The following is a 17898-nucleotide window of genomic DNA, read 5'->3' as shown; positions in this document are numbered from 1 at the left end:
CGCTCAGCCGAACTGCACCGATCGCTTCGCCATACCCAGCCAGAATCCGTCGATCACGGACCGCTGCCCGTCCAGCTCTCCGGAAGCGTCCGCCGCGCCCATGGTCACGAAGAGCGGGGCGAAGTGCTCGGTACGCGGGTGGGCGAGCCGGCCCGCCGGAGATTTGCGCTCGAAGTCGAGCAGCGCGTCCACGTCACCGGCCTCCAGCGCGCGGTGTCCCCAGTCGTCGAACTCGCTCGACCAGGTGGGGACTCCCCCGCCGGTGTGACGCAGGGCGGCGAGATTGTGGGTGAAGAAGCCGGAGCCGACGATGAGCACGCCCTCGTCGCGGAGGGGCGCCAGCTTCCGGCCGATCTCGAACAGCCGGACCGGGTCGAGTGTCGGCATGGAGATCTGGAGCACCGGGATGTCCGCCTCGGGGAACATCTCCACCAGGGGGACGTACGCACCGTGGTCGAGTCCGCGGTCCGGGATGTCCTGCACCGGCGTACCGGGCGCACGCAGCAGCTTCCGTACGGACTCGGCGAGCCGCGGAGCACCGGGAGCGGCATACGTCACCTGGTAGTAGTGCTCGGGGAAGCCCCAGAAGTCGTAAACGAGGGGGACCGCCTCGATCGCGCCGAGGGCGAGCGGGGCCTCCTCCCAGTGGGCGGAGACCATGAGGATCGCCTTGGGGCGGGGCAGGTCGGCGGACCAGGCGGCGAGCTGGCCGGGCCAGACCGGGTCGTCGGCGAGCGGCGGGGCACCATGGCTGAGATAGAGGGCGGGCATGCGCTCCGACGCGGGGCGCTCCTCGGTGGCGGCGGACATGGCGGCTCCCTCCAGAGAGTTCAATCGTACGGCGGCAGTGCTTGATCTTTGAAGCATTTGCTTAAAGTCTCAAGTTCTTTGTCGAGACTACGGCGACTTTGTTTAAGTTTCAAGAAGGGGCTCGTACAGTGGAGTACATGAACACGGCATCCGCTCCCGCTGAAGAGCCGCGCTGGCTCACCGACGAGGAACAGCGCATCTGGCGCGCGTACATGCACGCCACGACCCTCCTGGAGGACCACCTCGACCGCCAGCTCCAGCGCGACGCGGGCATGCCGCACATCTACTACGGCCTGCTCGTGCAGCTGGCCGAGGCACCGCGGCGCCGGCTGCGGATGACCGAACTGGCCATGAACGCGAAGATCACCCGTTCCCGGCTCTCGCACGCCGTCGCGCGCCTGGAGAAGAGCGGCTGGGTACGCCGCGAGGAGTGCCCGTCCGACAAGCGGGGGCAGTTCGCGGTCCTGACCGACGACGGCTACGAGGTGCTGCGGCGCACCGCGCCGGGCCATGTGGCCGCCGTACGCCAGGCCCTGTTCGACCGGCTCGGCGCGGACCAGCAGAAGGCCTTCGGCGAGGCCATGCGGATCATCGCCGAGGGTCTCCAGCCGAAGGACGCGGGCGCGGATCTGCCCTGGCTGCGCTAAAGGTTGCCGGTTGGCCACCACTCGACTGCCCGTCCAGCCCTCGGCTGTCGCACGGCTACGACTCGGCTGTCGTTCGGCTGTCGCACGGCTACGACTCGACTGCCCTTCGGTGTCGCTCGGCTGCCCTTCGGGCTACCGCTCGGATCAGGTCACAGACGCGGAAGTCCGGAGTGCGGACGGCTGACACGGGTGGGGTCCCGAGCCCGGGCGGCAGGCGGCGGACGGGAGACGCGGGGGTTGCCGAATCCGGACGGCGGACGGCGGACACGGGGGTTGCCCAGTCCGGACGGCGGGCAACGGACGCGGGCAGTCCCCAGTGTCCGGGCAGGGGACCGCCCCGGCTCCGTCGTGCGTGGAACCGGGGCAGTCTCTGGAAGTCGTACGGACGAGGCGTCCCCACCCCCGTCCGTACGCGAAGCACCGGAGTGCGGGCTACGGAAGTACCGGAGTACGGGGCGGTCGCGGGGTCAGTGCGCGATGACGGGCACCTTCAGCTCGTCCTGCGCGCCCTCGCCCGTGCCGGAGCCGACGACCGCCGAGGCGTCCGGACGGCCGGTGTTGATCAGGGTGAAGGCGATTCCCGCGGCGACCACGAGGATGCCGACAGCGAACCAGATCGCGTTGCTGTAGCCGTGCACCATGCCTTCCGCCTGGACGAGCTGCTGCTGCGCCTTGGTGCCGGCGCCCGCCATGTGGTCCTTGATGTAGGCGGTGGTCGCGGAGGCGGCGATCGTGTTCAGCAGGGCCGTACCGATCGCACCGCCGACCTGCTGCGAGGTGTTGACCATCGCGGAGGCGACACCGGCGTCACGCGGCTCGATACCGTGCGTGGCCAGCGACATGGCCGGCATGAACGCCGTACCCATACCGAGGCCGAGCAGCAGCATCGCCGGCATCACCAGGGAGACGTACGACGAACCGATCTCCAGCTGCGCCAGGAGCAGCATGCCGAGCGCGGCGACCAGGAAGCCGGGACCCATCAGCAGCCGCGGTGCGACCCGGGTCATCAGCCGGGCACCGATCTGCGTGGAGCCCGTGATCATGCCCGCGATCATCGGCAGGAAGGCGAAGCCGGTCGAGATCGGCGAGTAGCCCTTCACGATCTGCAGGTAGTACGTGAGGAAGAGGAACGTGCCGAACATCGCGATGATCGCGAGACCGAGGGAGAGGTAGACGCCGCCGCGGTTGCGCTCGGTGATGACACGCAGGGGCAGCAGCGGGGCCTTGACCTTGGACTCGGTGAGGACGAACGCGGCCAGCAGCAGGGCCGAGGCCACGAACAGGCCGACCGTCATGGAGTCGCCCCAGCCGTCGGACGCGGCGCGGGTGAACCCGTAGACGAGGGAGACCAGACCGAGGGTGGACAGGACCACGCCGGGGATGTCGAGCGGCGAACGGTTGCGGCCGCCCTTGGGTTCACGGATGACGAAGTACGCTCCCGCGGCCGCGACGATCGCGAACGGGATGTTGACGAAGAAGGTCCAGCGCCAGTTCATGTACTCGGTGAGGACACCGCCGAGGATGAAGCCGACGGCGCCACCGCCACCCGCGATCGCCCCGTAGATGCCGAAGGCCTTGGCGCGCTCCTTGGCGTCGGTGAACATCACGGCGAGCAGCGAAAGGGCCGCGGGCGCCAGCAGCGCGCCGAACACACCCTGGAGGGCGCGGGCGCCGAACATCATCCCGCCGCTCTGCGCCGCACCGCCGAGCGCGGAGGCCGCGGCGAAGCCCACCAGACCCACGACGAACGCCCGCTTGCGACCCCACAGGTCGGCGATACGGCCGCCGAAGAGGAGCAGACCGCCGAAGGCGAGGGCATAGGCCGTGACGACCCACTGCCGGTTGCCGTCCGAAATACCCAGGTCCTGCTGGGCGGAGGGCAGCGCGATGTTCACGATCGTGGCGTCGAGCACCACCATCAACTGGGCGAGCGCGATGAAGACGAGCGCCTTCCAACGGTTGCTGTGCGCGTCGGACGCTGGGTCCGGGACTGCCTTGATGGTTCCTGTTTCAGACATGGGGGTACCCACTCCGGGACTTCGTAGCGAAAAATTCAGTGAAAGGGGACGGCTCGTCGACGGTGACGGCCGGAAGCGCCTCGGCACGACTCGTCCCTGATGACGAGCGCACCTCGCGCGTGATGAGTGCAAGCCGTACGAGCTGTACGAGCTATGAGTGGTTGTCGGGTACGAGCAGGGTTACGAGTTCTGACCGGCCTTCGGTGCCGGGCTCATCGGTCCCCGATCGACCGGTCACTCCGACTGTCGGTCGATCCGTCGGCCGAGGTGCCGGCAAACGGTCTGATCGGTCGTCGATCAATCGGTCGTCGGCCGATCGGTCCGGCACCTGACGCATCGGTCACGCTCGTCGCAGTTCCTCCAGGTTGGCGGCCACTCCGGGCAGTTCGGAGCGGGCCGGAGCCCGCATACCGTCCAGGAGCAGCTGCAGATGACGGTGCACGAAGCGGTCGATGCCCTGGCACGCGGTGCCGGGCAGCGGCCTGGTGAGCTGGCTGACAGCGACCATCAGATCGCCCAACTCGACGTCGGGGCGCAGCTGACCGGCCTCGCGGGCGCGGGCCATCAGCTGCTGAAGCAGGTCGGTGATCCGGTCGCGCGCGGCGACCAGGTCGGGATGGTTCTGGTCGAAGTTCTCGGAGAGCATCGGGCACAGGGCACCGATCCGCTCATCGGCGGCGAAGTGCACGAAGCCGCTCAGCGACTCGAAGGCGTCACCGCCTTCGGCGAGCGCCTCCTCGACCCACTCCGAGGTGCGGTCCATCACCGAGCACACGACCTCGCGGGCGAGGGCGTCGCGGTCGGGGAAGTTGCGGTACAGCGTGGCGTTGCCGACACCGGCCCGGCGGGCGATCTCGTCGAACGGCACCTCGGCGCCGAACTCGACGAACATCTCACGGGCGGCGGCGACGATCCGCTCCCGGTTGCGCAGGGCGTCGGCACGGGGCCGGGCCACTCGACGCTGCACGGGGGTTGCGGTCTCCACGGCGTACTCCTCGAAGCATCTCGGAGCCTGAGTGCGATCCGGGGATTCGCTCCCCGTTTCGCTCGGACGTATGGCTAAACGGGGAAACGATCCCCGGTTATTTCCCGACCGGGAAGAGAAATCTGTGACCTGCGTCACATCACCGCCGGGAGCGACCGACCGGTAGCCCTGCCCCCTCCGGGCCATCGGCCCCGACCTGGGATTCCGCCCGGCCACCCCGGTCTCCCCCGCCTCCCACCGGACCTCCTCCGGCAACGCACCCGGCTTCCCACCGGGCCTCCTCCGACCTCCCGCCCGGTCTCCCGCCCCGGCCTCCTCCGGCAACCCGCCCGGTCTCCCGCTCGGCCTCCGGAGACCCCGCAACCCCGCTCTGCCCTCCCGGGAGGAAACCGTTTCAGGTCCTCCCGGAGATAAACCCGATCGGGCCCATCCAGCGCGCGCCCGGCGCGTCGGCGACTCAGGGTGATCGAAAGGGCGCAGTCGGAGACCGGTGGCTGCCGTGGAGCGAAGGACCCCCGCATGCAGCCGTCCAGCCGCCGGATACGCCCGCGCCGTGTGGCCGCGCTCGCCACGGTGACCGTGCTGACGCTGGCGGTCAGCACCTCCGCCGGCACCGGACACCTGACGGTCGGCTCCGCCACGGCGGGCTCCACCGCGCTGGCCCGCTCCACGGCGCTCGGCCCCTGCATGATCAACGGCCCGTCCGGGGTCCAGATGGGGGAAGGCATCCCGACCACACCCGGTTACGCCCGCTCCACCGGCACCCTCCGGGCCCTGACCCTGATGGTCGACTTCTCCGACGCGCCCGGCAAGGGCAGCGCTCTCGACCGGTACGACGAGTTCTTCCCGAAGACGCAGGAATGGTTCCGCACCGCCTCCTACGGCCGCCTCGACTACCGCCCCGAAGCCCCCGTCCGGCACTGGCTGCGCATGCCCAAGCCCTTCAAGGCGTACGGCATAGAACGCGGCGCACCCTTCGACCCCGGGTACCGCGAACTGGTCCAGGACATCGTGGCCGCGGCCGATCCCGAGGTGGACTTCCGCTCGTACGACATCCTGAACGTGCTGGTCACCCCCAATGCCGGGCCCTCCGCGCTGGACACCGTGCTGTCCGTGACCTTCGCCGGCAACACCGAGGCGCCGGTCGCCGACGGCGTCCCGGTCGCCAACGCGTCCTTCGTCTACAGCCGCCAGGACGACGGCTCGGGCTCCTATTCCGACACCGGCTACCGGGTACTGCCGCACGAGAACGGCCACACCTTCGGCCTGCCCGACCTGTACACCCAGGACGGCGGCGGCGCGGTCGGCCACTGGGACATCATGAGCGAGGACTGGGGGGCCGACAACGACCTCCTGGGCTGGCACAAGTGGAAACTCGGCTGGCTCGACGCCTCCCAGGTCAGCTGCGCTGCGGCGCGCGGCACCAGCGCGTACCGGCTGACCCCGCTGGCCGTGCGCGGCGGCCCCAAGCTGGTCGTCATACCCACCAGCGCCCGGAGCGGGTACGTCCTCGAACTGCGCACCCGCGCGGGCAACGACTCCGCGGTCTGCCACCCCGGCGTACTCGTCTACAAGGTCGACGCGGACGTGGACACCGGGAACGGGCCCGTCACGGTGTACGACTCCCACCGCGACAGCGGCGGCTGCACCCGTTCTCCCAACGTCCAGGCCGAACTCTCCGACGCGCCCTTCTCCCCCGGTGAGACCTTCAAGGACGCGAAGGCGGGGCTCACCGTCCAGGTCGCGTCGGCGGACGCCGCAGGGAAGTATCGGGTGTACGTGACGCGCCACTGACCGCCGGACGAGCCGCCGGGCGAGGCGCCGGACGACCGGACTGGCAGCCCCGTCGGAGGCCGGACGGACAACCGGACGGGCAGGGGCGCGCGCGGCAGACCGGTGCCCGTGCCGGGAAGCGGCCGACCCGCGGCTGCGGCCGCGCAAGCACTACCGTGGCTCTTCTGAGATCCGCCACACGGTGGCTCATCTGAGATCCGCCAAACGGTGACTCTTCTGAGAGCCGCATCGGAGAGCCCATGCCATCGAGCCCCATGTCATCGAGCCCCACGTCGTCGAACGTCACGTCCCCGAACGTCACACCCCGGAACGGCAGTCCGTCACATGCCGGGCAGGCCACGGGGTCGGGCAACGGAGCGTCGGCCACCGGGGCCGGGACGGACAAAGGGTCCGGGGCGTCCGTCTCCGGGCCCGGGACTGCCGGAGCCGCAGGGACTGCCGGGGCCGAGGCGCCCGACGAGGCGGTCACGCCGCTCATCCGGGGCATCGCCGTACTCCGGCGGCTGACCGAGGCGGACGGGGTGTCCAGTCTGAGCGGACTCGAACGGTCCACCGGGCTCGCGCGGTCCACCGTCGACCGGATCACGGCGACCCTCGCACGCATGGGATACGTACGCCTCGACGGGCGGGACGCCGTACTGGCCCCCCGCCTGATGGAACTCGGCAACGCCTACCTCGCCGCCCTCCGGCTTCCCCGCCTCCTGGACGCGCATGCCGACGCGCTCGCCGACGAACTCGACGAGTCGGTGTCCCTGGCCGTCGGTGACCGGGACGGCGTCCGCTTCATCCATCAGGCGACCCGGCGCCGCGCGATGTCCCTGAGCTTCCGCATCGGCGACCTGCTCCCCGCCGAACGCACCGCGCCGGGCCCCCTGTTCGCTTCCGAGTGGAGCGAACAGGAGTGGACACGATGGCGGGAGCGCCGCGCGGCCGATCCGGAGGACCGCGGCTTCCCAGCCGTGCCGGCACGGAGCAGACCGTACGAGGGAAGGGCGGACGCCACCGCATTCCCTGTCGCCCAACTCCCCGCTGTCGGCGATGACTTCGAGCAACGGGCGGCCGAAGCGGGCCGGGTGGGCTGGGCGCTGGACGACCAGCTGATCGAACCGGGTCTTGTCGCCGTCTCGATGCCCGTACGGGAGTCGGGTCGGATCGCCTGCGTGGTGAACGTGGTGAGTCATACGAGCCGGCACAGCGCCGCCGACCTGCGGGACGCGCTGCTGCCGCGTCTGCGGACGGCTGTTGCCGAGATGGAACGGACGTTGGCCCTCGACCGGGAGCCGACGCCGGAGCGGAGGACTCCGCCCACGGAGAGCAACAAGCGAGTCGACACCGGGACGGCCGGGAACGTCACGCCCCCCTCCGGGCTCGCCGACTGGACCGGCGCCTCCAAGCAGGAGCTGGGGCGGGAGTTCGTCGAGTCGCTGGCCCGCGGACTGACCGTGATCACCGCCTTCGGCGAGGGCCGGGCCGAACTGACCCTCACCGCGGTCGCGCAGGCGACCGGACTCGCCCGCGCGACCGCCCGCCGCGCCCTGATCACGCTGGAACACCTCGGATACGTCACCACCCACGACCGCGTCTTCCGGCTCACCCCGCGCGTCCTGGGCCTCGGCTTCCCGCCACTCTCACGGACCTCGCTCCCCGAGATCGCGGCCCCGCATCTGGCCGAACTCTCCCAGCGGCTCCACGACTCGGTGTCGCTCGCGGTGCTGACCGGCGACGAGATCCAGTACACCGGGCGCGTCTCCACCCGCCGCATCATGAGCGTCAACGTCACCGTCGGCACCCGGCTGCCCGCGTACGCCACCTCTCTGGGCCGAGTGATCCTGGCCGATCTCCCGGAGGCCCGCGCGATGGAGGTACTGGACGGCGGACTGCCGGAGCGGTTGCACCCGTTGACTCCATTGACCCCGCGGACCATCACGGACCCGGAGCGGTTCAGGACCGAACTGAACCGGGTGCGGAAGGCCGGATACGCCATGGTCGAGGAGGAGTTGGAGCAGGGCCTGCGGTCCATCGCCGTCCCGGTGCGCGACCGAGGCGGACGGGCCGTGGCCGCGGTGAACGTCGCCATGCACAGCAGTCGCCGTACCGCCGAGGCGTGCGTCAGTGACGTACTGCCCGAACTCCACGCGACGGCGAGCCGCATCGAGGCGGACCTGCACATCGCGGGCCGCTACGGTCGAGTGCAGTTGAGCTGAGAGGAACGCCGGAGCCGCCGAGCGCAGGACTCCCCGTGCTCCCTCACCGTCTCTTCCACCCCTCGAATTGTCTCTCCGCCCCTCGAACTGTCTCTTCCCGTAGGGGAATTACCACCATGGCGTGAAGATGATCTGCGTGAGACGGCCCCGTTGACAGATCCAAAAGCAGGTTCCTAGCGTCGCTTGCGGCAGGACGAACAGCAGCCGAACGACAAGGAGCGTCCGGGTGGTCGCGTCGTGGTGAGGCAGGAGAGGTCCGAGCGGACCAGGCGCAACCTGATCCGGGCCGCCTCGACCGTGTTCGACCAGGCCGGTTACGAACGTGCCAGCCTGTCCGCGATCAGTGAACGCGCGCAGGTGACCAAGGGCGCCCTGTTCTTCCACTTCTCGGCCAAGTCCGATCTCGCCCGTGCCGTCCAGGCGGAGGCCTGCGCCACGTCGGACGCCGCACTCGTGAAGCTGGCGCGGCGCGAGACCCCGGCCTTCGAGATCGCCACCGCCATGGCCCACACCCTCGTGGAACTCCTCGAAACCGACACGACCGTCCGCGCGGGCGTGCGCCTGGCCCAGGAGATCAGGACACCCGGCGACCCGTCACTCCACTGTCACCTCAACTGGCTCGGCGCCCTGCACAGAACCCTGAGCCGTGCACGCGGCGACGGCTCGCTGCTCCCCGACGTCGATGTCCGCGCGGCCGCCGTCCTGATGCTGTCCATGATCACCGGCACCACGGCCCTGCCCCGCCTCCCCGCCTCCCCCAGCCCCCGGCCACTCCCCCACCCGCAACGCGCTTCCGGCCCCCGCCTCGCCCCGCACTCCCTGGACGAAACAGGAGACCAGCGGCTGACCCGCATGCTCCACCTGACACGCCCAGCCCTGTCAGACCTCCCGACAAGTTGACCCCCACCCCAGAACCACCCGGCTTACCTGGCTCACCTGGCTCACCCGGCTCACCCGGCTCACCCGGCTCACCCGGCTCACCCGGCTCACCTGCGGTACAGGACCACTCGACTCACCGGCGATGCAAGGCGCGTCCTTGCTCACCCGCGGCACGGGGCCTTCGCCTGCGGCTCGGGCACGCCTATCGGCACCCCACCGGACGCACCACTGGAACACCCCGCGCCCTGGGGGACACGAGGCCCAGCCTCCATCCACGATCCGCACGCCTTCGTGAGATCTGTCGAAAACCCCCGAAGCCCAGGTCAGCGCCTTAGCGCGCAGAGCCACCAAACGGCCGGCCCTGGTTTTCAAAACGCCCCAACCGGTGCGCACCGACCGGCCAGCGGACCGCCCGTCGCGAGCGAAAAACTCCAGAACTCCCCACCCCGATCACCCTCGCCGCGTAGAGCTGTGTCTCGTCGGCCTCCGCCGAGTAGCGCCCCGATGCCGTGCGGTGGTGGCGCTCTACTCGTTGAGGCTGTCTCGCCGTCCGCCTACGACCGCGGGCGACTGGTCCAGATGACGTTGCGGTCTTCGCGTTCGAAGTCGGATCCGACGGGGTCTTCTCCGCCGCGCTCGGGCCGGTGGGCACTCCGGTGCATCGAGGAGACCGGTGAGATCAGTGTCTTCTGTTAACGGAGTTTGAACGGGGGTGCGGGGTGGGGTGCGTTACGCGGTCCGGCCGTCCCCACTGGTTCACGAGACGGGCCCTGCCGAGCCGTGGCCTTTGGCTCGGCGGGGCCCGTGTGCTGTCAGGCCAGGTCGGCCCTATCCGACGTTGAGGTTGTCGTCCACGAGGAACTCCGGGTAGCCGAAGCACTCACCGAGGGCGGTGAAGGCTTCGCAATGGTTCTCGTCGATGGCCACGACGTGCCGCGTGGGGCGGGCGGAGCCTGTCCGCCCGCCCCACACCTCGGCGTCAGTCGGTCCGGTCGTTGAGCCCCTCGCGCACGACCCAGTACGGGTAGCCGAAGCGCTCACCGAGGGCGACGAACTTGCCGTAGGTGTCCCCGTCGGCCGGCACCGGCACGAAGTAGGCCTTCACCGCGCGCAGGAAGAGCCGGTAGCCGAGGTCGGCGCACGCCTCGGTGACCACCCGCTCCAGCGCGGGGACCAGGCCGGTCACCGGAAGCCCGTACGGGGGCGTCTCCGAGGCGAGGCCCAAGGGCTCCGCGACCGTGTGGATCACCTGGATCACCGTCCGCCGCAGCTCCTCGTCCACCACCGGCTGTGGTGGCGGAGGCACGAACGCCGGATCGTCCTGGTGCACGCGGGCCAGCCACGCCTCCTCGATCCGCTGCAGCCAGGTACGGGCCGTCATGCCGTGCTCGCCAGGGTCGAGGATGCCGTGCGTGGCGGCGAGCCACACCGTGCGGATCGTCTCGTCCGACAGCGGTGAGCGCAGGAGCCGCTGGATGTCCTGGCCCAGTTGGGCGGCCTTGGAGCGGTCGAACTGGTCGGCCGATGATTCCGCCAGCATGAGCCACACCCTGACGGGGCCGGGGGCGACGGCACGGGACGGGAAGTGCTCCCTGTAGAACTCCTCCAGCACTTCCCATCGCGAGGCCAGCCAGGTCAGCCCGATGTCCGTCACGTAGATGTCTTCGATGAATTCGACCTCGACGAAATCGTCCTCGACATCGCTCTCGTGCTCGTGGGCCACGGTCACCCTTCCAGATAGGAGGTGTATACGACCCATTTGCCATGAGGGTGCGCACGGTTGCCCTTGCCGATGTATTTGAGCTGGACGATGACCCACTTGGAGGTCACCGCGCTCTTTTCGGCGGCAGTTTCGCTCTTCTTGACCCACTTGTAGCCTATCGGTCCGCCCCTGGTCTCGACGTCCCTCACCTCCCAGCGGATCGTCTTGAGTTCCAGCAGCTTCCCCTGGGCCCTTCTCTGCGCCTGCTTGTTCTGCCATTTGACGAGCTGTTGCAGGTGGTTCGGATCGTGGTCGAGCCACTGGGTGACGGCCTTGTCGACGGCCTCTCGAGCGATGTCGAGACTGGCCCAGCGCGTGGCGATGCCTTTCGTGTTTTCGAGGGCCTTCGTCTCCATGGCGCCGTCGTTCGGGTCCACGTGCTGGTCGATGGTGTGAGCCCCTTCGACGTCCTCGTCGGCGACGATGTCCTGGCAGTTGTGGACGAGGAGGTTCTGCGGGTGGGCACCTTCGGTGCTGACGTAGAACGTGTGGATACCGTCGACCGTCAGGTCGTAGACCTCGCGGGGTGCCAGACCGGCCCGGTCCTCGAGGGCCGTCACGGTCCGGAAGGTGCCGTTCGGCGTTCGCAGGTTGTCGCCCACGTGCAGGGCGGAAACCAGGGTCCAGCCGCGTCCCTCGACGAAGAAGCGGTGGCCCGCCGTGCTGGACAGTTTCCCGTCGGCCACCGAGATCTCGACGAGTCGACGGGTGTCGTGCCTCATGGTGTTGACGACCCGCCGCACGGACGCCCGGCCGGTCTCCGGGTCGGTTGCGCGGACCAGGTCACCGACGCTGACGTCGCGGATCGCCTTGTGGCCTCCGTCCGCCATGAGAACCTGGGTGCCGCCCGGGAAGCTGTTCCGCCGGCACGCGGTCATCACGTCCTCGTAGAGGTCGACCTCGGCCTCGATCGCGGCCACCGCTGTCGCGTCCACGCCGTCGAGAGCCTTGAGCGCCCGGAACGCGTCCCTGATGCCGACGCCGGTGATGATCGAGGCGTCCACGGCGCGGATCGCGTCCGCGAGGGGCTTGAGGAGCTTGCCGGCGAACAGGCTCGCGACGTCCACGGACGCCCAGGCGCAGCCGCTCCAGCTGCCGCTCTCGAAACCGGAGGTGAACTTCTGGGCGCACTTGATCCAGCTGCCGAAGAGGATGTCGACCGGATCGATGTTGGCCTGGAACTCCGCCATCGTGATGGTGTGCGTGATCTTCTGGGACAGTTCGTCGGTTGTGACCTCGCCGAGATACGTCGTGGCCTCGGCCGGGCACATGAGCTTCTGCGGGTCGATGCCCTTGGCACTGCACAGGTACAGGTCGAGGACCTCTTTGTACCGGATCTTCTCGGTGATCGTGCAGTCGCCCTTGTAGAAGAGCTTGTCTATCCAGCCGTCGCAGCCGTCCGTCTTCTTGACGATCTCCGGGGTGCCGACCTTTTCGATGTGGTCGACGATGTAGAACATGTTGCCGATCGAGCCGCCGTTGCCGTCGGGGACGGTTCCGGTGTTGATCTGCTTGGCCTTCTCCGCCTTCTCGGCCCTGTCGGCCGCGTCCTGGGCTTCCTTGGCGTACTTGTCGGCGTCCTTGGCGGCCTGTTCGGCCTCGGTGGCGGCCGTGTCGGCGCGGGTGGCGGCCGCTCGGGCGTCCTTGGCATCCTGTTCGGCCTGGGTGGCGGCTGAGCGGGCGGCGGAGGCGTCGAGTTCGGCGGCGTCGGCGCTGTCGCGGGCGTCCTTGGCGTAGCCGGCGGCGTTGCCGGCGGCCTTGTCGGCGGCCGCGGCGTCGGCGGTGGCCTGGGTGTCGTAGTCGACGGTGCGGGCCAGTGAGGACGCGGCGGCGGATGCGGCCTTGGCGGCGTCGGCGGCGTAGCCAAGGGCGTCCTTCGCGTACGTGCGGGCGTCGGCGGCGTATCCGGCGGCGTTGGCCGCGTGTTGGTAGGCCTCCTTGGTGTCGCCCTTGGCCTGGTCGGCGAGGTTCTTGGCGGCCTGGGCCTCGGCCGCCGCGTTCGTGGCATGCGCCTCGGCGACCGCCTGCTGCTGGTCGGCGATCGTCTTCGAGCCCTGTCCGGTCAGGACGACCAGGGCGGCGGCGGAATCGGTGTCGACGTAGGCGGAGCCGAGCTGGATGGCGTCGTTGGCGGGGTCGGCGACCCGTTTGGCCGCTGCGCCGGCGTCGACGGCGGCCTGGGCGGTGACGTGGGCGTAGCCGGCGGCTTTGGCGGCTGCCGCGAGTGCCTTGGCCGCCTCCGTGTTGGCGGTGTCGGCCTGGGTCTTGGCGTCCTTGGCGTGCTGTTCGGCTTCGTCGGCGAGTTTGACCGCGTCCTTGGCCTGGGCGGAGGCGTCCTGGGAGGCCTTGATGGCGTCGGCGACCGCGCTGGTGGCGGTCTTGACGGCGGCGTCGGCCTTCAGCTTGTCGGCCTGGGCGGCGTCGGAGTCGGAGCGGGCGCGTTTGGCGGCGGCCTCGGCGCGGGTGGCCGCGGCGTCCGCGTCGGCTGCCGCCCGGGTGGCGGCGTCGGCCTCGGAGCGCGCCTTGCCCGCGGCGGTTTCGGCGTCGTCGGCTGCCTTGTCGGCGTCGTTCGCGGCGGTGCGGGCGGCGGTCGCCGCGTCACCGGAGTCCAAGGAGTCGGCGTACGCCTCCTTGGCGTCGGCCTTGGCGCGGGTCGCGTCGGCCTTCTGCTCGGCGTCCCAGGCGTCGTCCCGCAGGGACTTGGCGTGGTCCTTCGCCTTGACCGCGTCGTCGCGCCGGTCCCCGGCGGTCTTCTCGGAGGCTTCCGCCTTGTCCTTGGCGTCCTTCGCCTTCGTCGCCTCGGACTCGGCGTTCTGGCGGTGCTCGGCGGCCTCGGACCGTTTGACGGCGGCGTTCGCCTTCTCCGCCTTGGCCGTCTTCTCCTCGGCCTCCGCCGCGAGCCGCTTGGCGTGCGCGTCGGCGGCCGCGGCCTTGGCGTCACCCTCGGCCGTCAGCGCGTCGGTGAGCCTGGCCTGCGCGGTCTCCTTGTCCTTCTTGGCGTTGTCCCGGTGCACCTTCGCGGCGTCGGCGGCGGCCTTGGCCTGCAGCTCGGCCGTCTCGGCGGCCTTCTTGCGGAACTCCGCCTTCGACTGGGCGGCCTGCGCCAGCGCCCGCTGCGCGATGGTCGCGCTGTCCCCGGCGGAGGCACGGGTGGCCGCCTCGGCGGTCTCACCGGCCTTCTCCAGTGCCGCGAGCGCGGCGGCGGCACCCTGCGTGACCTGGTCCTTCTGCTGCCCGACCAGCAGACCACGGCCACGCGGCGCGCCGTTGGTGTCGGCGATGCCGTAGGCGGCCTGGATCGCCGTGTCCGAGGTGGTCGAAGCCTTCTGCGCGGCGGCAAGCTGGGTCTTCAGGACCGCGAGCTGCTTCTTCGCGGCGGCCTGCGCGGCGGCGACGCCGGCCGTCGCCTTGGTGAACTGCGCCTTGTCCGGATAGTCCAGCTGTCCGGTGCCGTTGTGGCCGGACGGCTTGATGTCGAACTGCTGCGCGGCGGTGTCGTTGCAGGTGTAGAGCTTGGCGTCGTTGCCGTTGTCGAAGGTGTGCAGGTCCAGGCACTTGCCCGTACCGACACTCTTCAGGCTGGTGGCGCCGCGCAGTTCGGACGCCCAGGTCTGCGACGTGGAGTCCTTGCACGACGAGATCTGGATTGTCGTGCCGTTCGCCGTGTTGTTCCCGGCCACGTCCAGGCACTTGAGCGAGTTGACGTTCTGCAGGTGCAGCTTGTCCTCGCTGCCCAGCAGCACCCACTTCTGCGCAGCGGAGCCGTTGCAGGTGTAGACCTGGACCGGCGTGCCGTTGTCCTTCTTGCCGCCCTGGACGTCGAGGCACTTGTCCTTCGCGGCGTGCACCTCGATGACGGTGGGGCTGTCGCCCACCCAGCCCAGACCGCCCGGCATCCAGTAGGCCTGCCACCGGGTGAGATGGTCGGCGTCCCAGGACTGGCCCAGCATGTCGCTCAAAGCCTTCGCACCCTTGGACAGGGCGTTGACCGCGTCCTTGTTCGCGCCCAGGATCTGGTTGCGCTGAGCGGCCTGCGAAGTGACCTCCTGCTGCCACTCGCCGGCCGCCGTGGAGGTGATGTCGCCCAGTACGCTGTCCGGGTCGACCGGATCCCGCCAACCACACGCGGCGAAGCGGGACTTCACGTCCTCGACGGCGATGCGGTACTCCGGCGTGCCCGGCTGCGGCGCGCTGTGCGGGAAGCCACCGGAGGACAGGAAGAGACGGGCGTCGTCCGCGCCGGCGTTCGTCGCGGGGCCCCCGTGCATCCACTGAAAGGCGCTGCGCTCGGCGAGCGCGCGATTCCACTCCGCCGGCGTCGTCCCGGTGGGATCGGGGTCCTTCCCGTAGAGGGGGTTGCCCACCTGGTCGACGGCCTTGAGGGTCTTGCCGTCGGCTTTCGGGGTGGCGTCGTCGTAGAAGTCGGAGTCGGTCTTCCAGAACCGGTCGGCGACCCAGGCGGACAGACCGGTCTGGGAGTAGAAGCTCTTGTCGCCGTCGGGCGGCCAGTGGAAGTCGGCGTCGGTGAACCCGCCGGGAGTCGCAAGACCGTCCAGAGGCTTCTGCCAGGCTTCCCGCTGAGCGGAAAGGGCGTCCATCTCCTTGCCCGCCGCGTCGCGGTCGTTGTTGTACGCGACGGCGAGCGGTGTCTGTTCCCAGTTCTTGCGGTCGGCCAGGACGTGGAGCTTGTCCGGCGTCTGGTTGAGGCCGTCCCGCGCGGTCACGGCCATCGACGGGCCGCCCAGGCGCAGTACGTCGGCCATCAGGCACTGGTCCTGGCGCAGTTGCTCGGCGGCGGTGTCGTCGTACCAGGGGTAGGAGTCGGCCACCGGCTCGGTGTTCGGCCCGATCGAGCCGGGCTGCACCGCGAGAGCGGCCAGAACGGCCAGCGCAGCCGCTGAGGTGACGGCGGAGGTGAGCTTTCGCGATCTTCGTGCTGCGGGCAGCCGGAACCATGGTCTGGGGTGCAAGGAGGCATCCCTTTCTGCGTTCACTGGGGGGTACGAGCCCGAGGAACGGCCGAACAGTGGAGAGCGGCGATCTGCTTCTGAGGGGCGCTCAGGAGCACGCTGGACCAACCGCATCGATAGATGTGCCGAGCCGGAATGACGGCATGGCGACGCAACCTCTCCCCGTGAGCGACGGTGTTCCCCCGGTCGCTGAATAACGTGCGCGAACGCGGAACTGGTCAGGTTCCGCGCCATGCGCGGCGCCACCTTATGCAGACATACACAGACTCGTACAGAGATTCGATACGCCCGTGAGGGCGCTGGCGTGAAACCTCCCGCCGCCCGATGGTCCGCGGTCGGGGTCCCGACGGCCCGGCGGCGCATGGAATTTCTGTGCGTTTCCTGTGTCCAGGAGGTGGAGTGCGGTCCATGTCCGTCCGGCAAAGTATGGCCGGTTTTCGACTCCGCCCAAGTGTCCTGCGCGGGGCGCAACCGCGCCCCGTCGGCTGCGGCTGTCAGGCGAGGCAAGTTCCGGCGCCGGGGCGGTGAGTGCGGCAGCATCCGCGGCGAGCAGGCACCCCTACCGATGAGGAGATCGCTGACCATCCCCTGTCAGGTGAAGAACCACACCCTGCGCATCCGAGTCGACGAAACCCCGGAGGACCGGGAGACCGACCCCTCGACCAGGCGGCAGCGCTTCAACCGCACCGAGCACCTGAGGCAGATACCGCCGGACACCCATGCCGACCACCGTCTCAAGGGCTTCCGCCAGGACAGCGAGCCCAGCACTCCCGTTTCGACCAGAGCTACCCCCACAAGAGAGTCCCTGCCTACGGGGCCGACGCGGCCCTGCTGATCTACATCGGCTACGCCTGGCTGAGCAACTCCGTCGCCCGAGCCAAGATCACCCACGCGCTCGCCGCCTGAGCCGGTGCGCACATCTCTCCGTCCTCGGATCAGGCACCACCCGCTACACTGACCGCGGTGGCTACGCCCTCACGGCTGCCACCACGACCTGTCGCCAAGCAAGCCTGAGCGGTCCGCCGATCCCGGCAGACTTTCAGACACGCTTTCCGACAGATCCCCGCCTTCGTAGCTCAGGGGATAGAGCACCGCTCTCCTAAAGCGGGTGTCGCAGGTTCGAATCCTGCCGGGGGCACCAGTTCAGAAGGGGACCACCTACCGATCTCGGTAGGTGGTCCCCTTCTGACATCCAGATCTGACATCAACGGCTGACACCAACAGTGGCGTACAGCGGCGATCGGATCCGTACCTCAGTGAACAGGGCCTTTGAGAGTCAACTGCGTTGACCGACCTCACCGTCTCATCGTGATCGACCTGATAAGGATGAGGCCACAGCACAAAGCCCATCGTCGGCCTACCGAGACCACAGCGACTACGATCTCGCCCACACCAAGGGGAGGGAAGATCGTCATGGCTATGGGACTCGCGGGATTGCCCGGCAGAGAGTGGATGATCCGGGACTCGAAGGGCCGGAAGTACAGCTACGACTCGGAAGAAGAAGCGCTCGAGGAGCTCCCCGAGCACGGGGAAGGGGCCACGGTATGGACCCGCGAGGTCTACCGTGTGCTGTTCGTCACCAGGTCGGTCGACGGCTGGCAGCAGGTTCCCGCCCCGCGCGGCTAGGGCATGTTTTAACCGCTGGTGTTTGATCTGGTTCATCGGCCGGCGAAGCCGGCTGTACCGCAGCGCAGTACCGCAACCCCATCGACCGTCCCTGTCCGCTGCCACCCTTCCAGCGCCTCGAAGCGTTCGGAATGACCCCGCTGACCGAACTGGCTTGAGCTACGGATCAGAGGTTCCCCGTGCCACAACCGCGCCAGATGGGG

11 protein-coding genes and 1 tRNA gene are annotated in these 17898 nt (G+C 69.4%); 7 read left to right on the top strand and 5 right to left on the bottom strand.

All coding sequences use genetic code 11. The features are described from left to right. Positions 1-3: 3 nt before the first annotated feature. Positions 4-810: a dioxygenase family protein gene (locus N4G66_RS40085; protein ID WP_261709237.1), complete on the bottom strand. Its 807-nt coding sequence runs from the start codon at positions 808-810 to the stop codon at positions 4-6. 137 nt (positions 811-947) lie between these two features. On the opposite strand from N4G66_RS40085, the gene N4G66_RS40080 reads away from it, so the two are divergent. Beyond that, on the top strand, positions 948-1457 hold the full coding sequence (locus tag N4G66_RS40080) for a MarR family winged helix-turn-helix transcriptional regulator (protein WP_261709236.1): 510 nt from the start codon (positions 948-950) through the stop codon (positions 1455-1457). 467 nt (positions 1458-1924) lie between these two features. On the opposite strand, the gene N4G66_RS40075 is transcribed toward N4G66_RS40080, so the two are convergent. Further along, positions 1925-3475, bottom strand: coding sequence for an MFS transporter (locus N4G66_RS40075; protein WP_261709235.1), 1551 nt, complete (start codon positions 3473-3475; stop codon positions 1925-1927). 340 nt (positions 3476-3815) lie between these two features. Next, positions 3816-4460, bottom strand: coding sequence for a TetR/AcrR family transcriptional regulator (locus tag N4G66_RS40070; RefSeq protein WP_261709234.1), 645 nt, complete (start codon positions 4458-4460; stop codon positions 3816-3818). A 519-nt stretch (positions 4461-4979) separates the two neighbouring features. Between N4G66_RS40070 and N4G66_RS40065 the strand changes: the two genes are divergently transcribed. The 3 genes from N4G66_RS40065 (at position 4980) to N4G66_RS40055 (ending at position 9358) form a co-directional block, all read left to right on the top strand. Next, positions 4980-6254: a M6 family metalloprotease domain-containing protein gene (locus N4G66_RS40065; RefSeq protein WP_261709233.1), complete on the top strand. Its 1275-nt coding sequence runs from the start codon at positions 4980-4982 to the stop codon at positions 6252-6254. 254 nt (positions 6255-6508) lie between these two features. Continuing rightward, complete coding sequence (locus N4G66_RS40060) at positions 6509-8458, top strand: IclR family transcriptional regulator domain-containing protein (RefSeq protein ID WP_261709232.1); 1950 nt, start codon at positions 6509-6511, stop codon at positions 8456-8458. A 183-nt stretch (positions 8459-8641) separates the two neighbouring features. Next, positions 8642-9358 carry a ScbR family autoregulator-binding transcription factor gene (locus N4G66_RS40055; protein WP_261709231.1) on the top strand — a complete coding sequence of 239 codons (717 nt, stop codon included), beginning with the start codon at positions 8642-8644 and terminating at the stop codon, positions 9356-9358. Between the two features lie 958 nt (positions 9359-10316). Here the strand turns inward: N4G66_RS40055 and N4G66_RS40050 are convergent. Both N4G66_RS40050 and N4G66_RS40045 read right to left on the bottom strand, forming a co-directional pair. Next, complete coding sequence (locus N4G66_RS40050; protein ID WP_261709230.1) at positions 10317-11060, bottom strand: hypothetical protein; 744 nt, start codon at positions 11058-11060, stop codon at positions 10317-10319. 2 nt (positions 11061-11062) lie between these two features. Next, a complete protein-coding gene (locus N4G66_RS40045; RefSeq protein ID WP_315903748.1) occupies positions 11063-16069 on the bottom strand; it encodes an RICIN domain-containing protein in 5007 nt (1668 codons plus the stop codon). Positions 16070-16664: 595 nt separating this feature from the next. On the opposite strand from N4G66_RS40045, the gene N4G66_RS40040 reads away from it, so the two are divergent. From N4G66_RS40040 to N4G66_RS40030, 3 genes are all read left to right on the top strand, one after another. Beyond that, positions 16665-16904 carry a hypothetical protein gene (locus N4G66_RS40040; RefSeq protein ID WP_261709229.1) on the top strand — a complete coding sequence of 80 codons (240 nt, stop codon included), beginning with the start codon at positions 16665-16667 and terminating at the stop codon, positions 16902-16904. Between the two features lie 230 nt (positions 16905-17134). Then, positions 17135-17210: transfer RNA gene (locus tag N4G66_RS40035), tRNA-Arg, on the top strand. 272 nt (positions 17211-17482) lie between these two features. Next, positions 17483-17695 carry a hypothetical protein gene (locus N4G66_RS40030; protein ID WP_261709228.1) on the top strand — a complete coding sequence of 71 codons (213 nt, stop codon included), beginning with the start codon at positions 17483-17485 and terminating at the stop codon, positions 17693-17695. Positions 17696-17898 lie beyond the last annotated feature (203 nt).

The sequence above is a fragment of the Streptomyces rhizosphaerihabitans genome (genome assembly GCF_025399795.1).
GTDB classification, from domain to species: domain Bacteria; phylum Actinomycetota; class Actinomycetes; order Streptomycetales; family Streptomycetaceae; genus Streptomyces; species Streptomyces rhizosphaerihabitans.
The sequence above is the reverse complement of the archived record's forward strand: the minus strand, read 5'-3'. Positions and strand labels throughout refer to the sequence as shown.

What these genes read in the sequence shown, in the direction of transcription:
- N4G66_RS40085 (WP_261709237.1), bottom strand. Translation starts at nt 810, where the DNA reads ATGTCCGCCGCCACCGAGGAGCGCCCCGCGTCGGAGCGCATGCCCGCC.
- N4G66_RS40080 (WP_261709236.1), top strand. Translation starts at nt 948, where the DNA reads ATGAACACGGCATCCGCTCCCGCTGAAGAGCCGCGCTGGCTCACCGAC.
- N4G66_RS40075 (WP_261709235.1), bottom strand. Translation starts at nt 3,475, where the DNA reads ATGTCTGAAACAGGAACCATCAAGGCAGTCCCGGACCCAGCGTCCGAC.
- N4G66_RS40065 (WP_261709233.1), top strand. Translation starts at nt 4,980, where the DNA reads ATGCAGCCGTCCAGCCGCCGGATACGCCCGCGCCGTGTGGCCGCGCTC.
- N4G66_RS40060 (WP_261709232.1), top strand. Translation starts at nt 6,509, where the DNA reads ATGTCATCGAGCCCCACGTCGTCGAACGTCACGTCCCCGAACGTCACA.
- N4G66_RS40030 (WP_261709228.1), top strand. Translation starts at nt 17,483, where the DNA reads ATGGCTATGGGACTCGCGGGATTGCCCGGCAGAGAGTGGATGATCCGG.